General features: G+C 48.8%; 1 protein-coding gene. It reads right to left on the bottom strand.

The window, feature by feature from the left end; genetic code table 11:
- A partial coding sequence (locus tag ACVPON_RS06975) for a DUF6531 domain-containing protein (RefSeq protein WP_462877527.1) occupies positions 1-2,677 on the bottom strand: 2,677 nt, incomplete at both ends.

Raw genomic sequence — 2,677 nt, 5'->3', positions numbered from 1 at the left:
TTGCCAGCCTTGTCATAGGTGTAGGACTCGTTCAGATCTTGGTTGTCTTTTTTGGTCACCACACGGTTGGCCGCATCATAGCTGTACTCTGTGATGAGACCACTAGAGTTGGTCTGCTTGATGAGGCGATCCAAGGCATCATACTCTTGGGTAATGGTCGTGCCGTCTGGCAGGGTCACTTCTTTCAGTTGGGCTGTTTCGGTATAGCTCATCTTGGTGCGATTTCCGTTGGCATCTGTCTGCTCAATCGGATAGCCCAATTCATTATAGACATAAGTCGTTTTACCACCTAAGGCATCCACAATCTCTTTTGGTTGTTCCATCTGATTGTATGATGTGGTGGTGGTGTTGCCAAGACCATCGGTGATGCTAGCAATTTGATTTTGACCGGTATAGGTTGTTTTAGCGGTATAGCCTGCCGCATCAGTGACACTATTCTGGTTACCATTGGCGTCATAGGTCATGCTTGTCTTGTGACCCAAGGCATTGGTGGTCGCAAGGAGACGACCTGCTGGACTGTACTCATAGGTGGTTTCTCGACCCAAGGCGTCTGTCATGGACAGGATATTGCCCATGGTGTCCAAGGTGTAGGACACACTCGTCCCATCTGGGTAGGTAATAGAGGTCACATTGCCGGACTTGTCATAGCTGTAGCTCGTGGTCTTCTCTCCTTTGGTTTCGGTTAGCTTATTGCCAACCGCATCATAGGTATAAGAGACCGTCTGACCTGCTTCATCGGTATACGATAGGACACGACCCATAACATCGTATGTCGTGTTGGTCTTTGTTCCAATTGGGTAAGTCACATCCGTCAGGTAACCAGAAGCATCATAGGTGTTTTCTGTGACCTGCCCCAAGGCATCGGTCACAGTCTTGATGGCATTGTATCGGTCATCATAGGTCAAGCGACTGGTATGACCTGCTTCATTGGTTCGCTCAAGCACGCGACCTAGGGCATCCCGGACAAAGGTGATTGTCTGACCTGTCGCATCGGTTTCACTCAAGAGACGACCCCGGCTGTCGTAGGTATAGGTCGTGGTGGTACCTTCTGCGTCTGTCACAGAAAGTTGGTTACCCACACCGTCATAGGAATAGCTATAGGTCCCTCCTTCTCCATTTGAAGCTCCAATCTTACGCCCAAAAGCATCATAGGTAAAGGTGGTTGTATTACCATTCCCCTCTGTCACACCTGTAACTTGACCAGCTTTGTCAAAAGTATGGATTGTCCCTACACCGTCTGCGTCAATCTCACTCAACTTGCGACCTTCCGCATCGTAGGTAAAGGTCGTTGTACCGCCACGAGGGTTGGTAATCCCCGTCACCTGATTATGGGCATTGTAGGTCAAGGTGCTTTCCCCACCCAGTGGGTTGGTAACGTTGACCAGATTAGCCCCCTCATAGGCAAAGGTCGTCTTAGCCCCTAGCGCATCTGTCGTAGACAGGATACGACCTTGCTGGTCATGCGTATAGGAAATGGTTGTGCCATCTGGAAGGCTTGTCTTTGTGAGGTTACTCTTCCTGTCATACTCATTGGTCGTGGTAGCTCCACCAAAGTCTGTGACAGACAAGAGGTTATTCTTCTCATCATAGGTAGAGGTCTTAACTGCCCCGTCAAAGCGGGTTTCGGTCAAGACATTTCCGTTTTCATCATAAGTGTAGCTCGTCGTTTGACCCAGTTCATTGGTGCTACTTGCCAAACGGTTATGGTCATCATAGGTTTTAGAAACGCTTGTCCCATCTGGGTAGTGAATACCTGTTGTCCGGTAGTGGTCATCATAGGTATAGGTGGTCTGGTTACCATTGGCATCGGTTGTGACGGTCTGACCATCGCTATAAGCTAAGGTTGAGACCGCTCCTGTACCGTCCGTCTGCTTGGTCACACGGTTCTCATCGTCATACTCGTTCTGGATGACTTTTGTACCATTGCCGTCATACCAGGCAGTCATCCGACCCTTGTCATCGTACTCGTAGCGAGTAGGCACACCTGTCGCATCGGTATAGGTAGTCAGATTACCATCTGCGTCATAGTCATATTTCAGAGTTGAACCATTCGGAAGAGAAATCGCACCGATTGTTCCAGCCTCATTGTAGGTAATGCCATAGACCAGACCTGTCGGGGAGGTTATCTTGGTCAGTTGGAAGTTCTCGTTGTAGTCAAAAGTGGTCTTGTTTCCCTTTTCGTCGGTCTGACTAGTCAGAAGTCCGTGGAAATTGAAGACCTTTTCTTGATGGTCTGTATCGGTGATTCGATATTCTTTGACGTCGTATGTTTCTTTTTCTTCACCGCCGAAGTCGCCCTCCTTGGTTTCAAGGGTGTTGACTTTAAGGGTCAAATCATAACCGGCAGGTGCCTTGTAGCGATCACCGTCTTTGGTAAATGGAAGGATTGAACCATCTGCACGGCTATAGTAGAGGTTCCCCTCCTCATCTGTAGAGACTTGTTCCTGAAAGGCAACCGACCAGCCCCGACCAAAGAGACTATTGATCCCTGTCGCCTTGGAGTTATAGGCACGGACAATCTCAAAATCCCCACCTAGATCAGGAATAGAGACATCTGTACGGTCGAGGTAGAAATTCCCAGTATTTAAGTTAATCGGTTCAAAGCCAAACTCACAATGGAGACCCCGTCCCATCAGAAGCATGTCTACATCTGCCTTGGTCTTGTCCGTGAGAGCTG

It is taken from the genome of Streptococcus sp. 1F3 (genome assembly GCF_054968985.1).
Note: the sequence above shows the minus strand (reverse complement) of the source record. Positions and strands in the feature narration are given on the sequence as shown.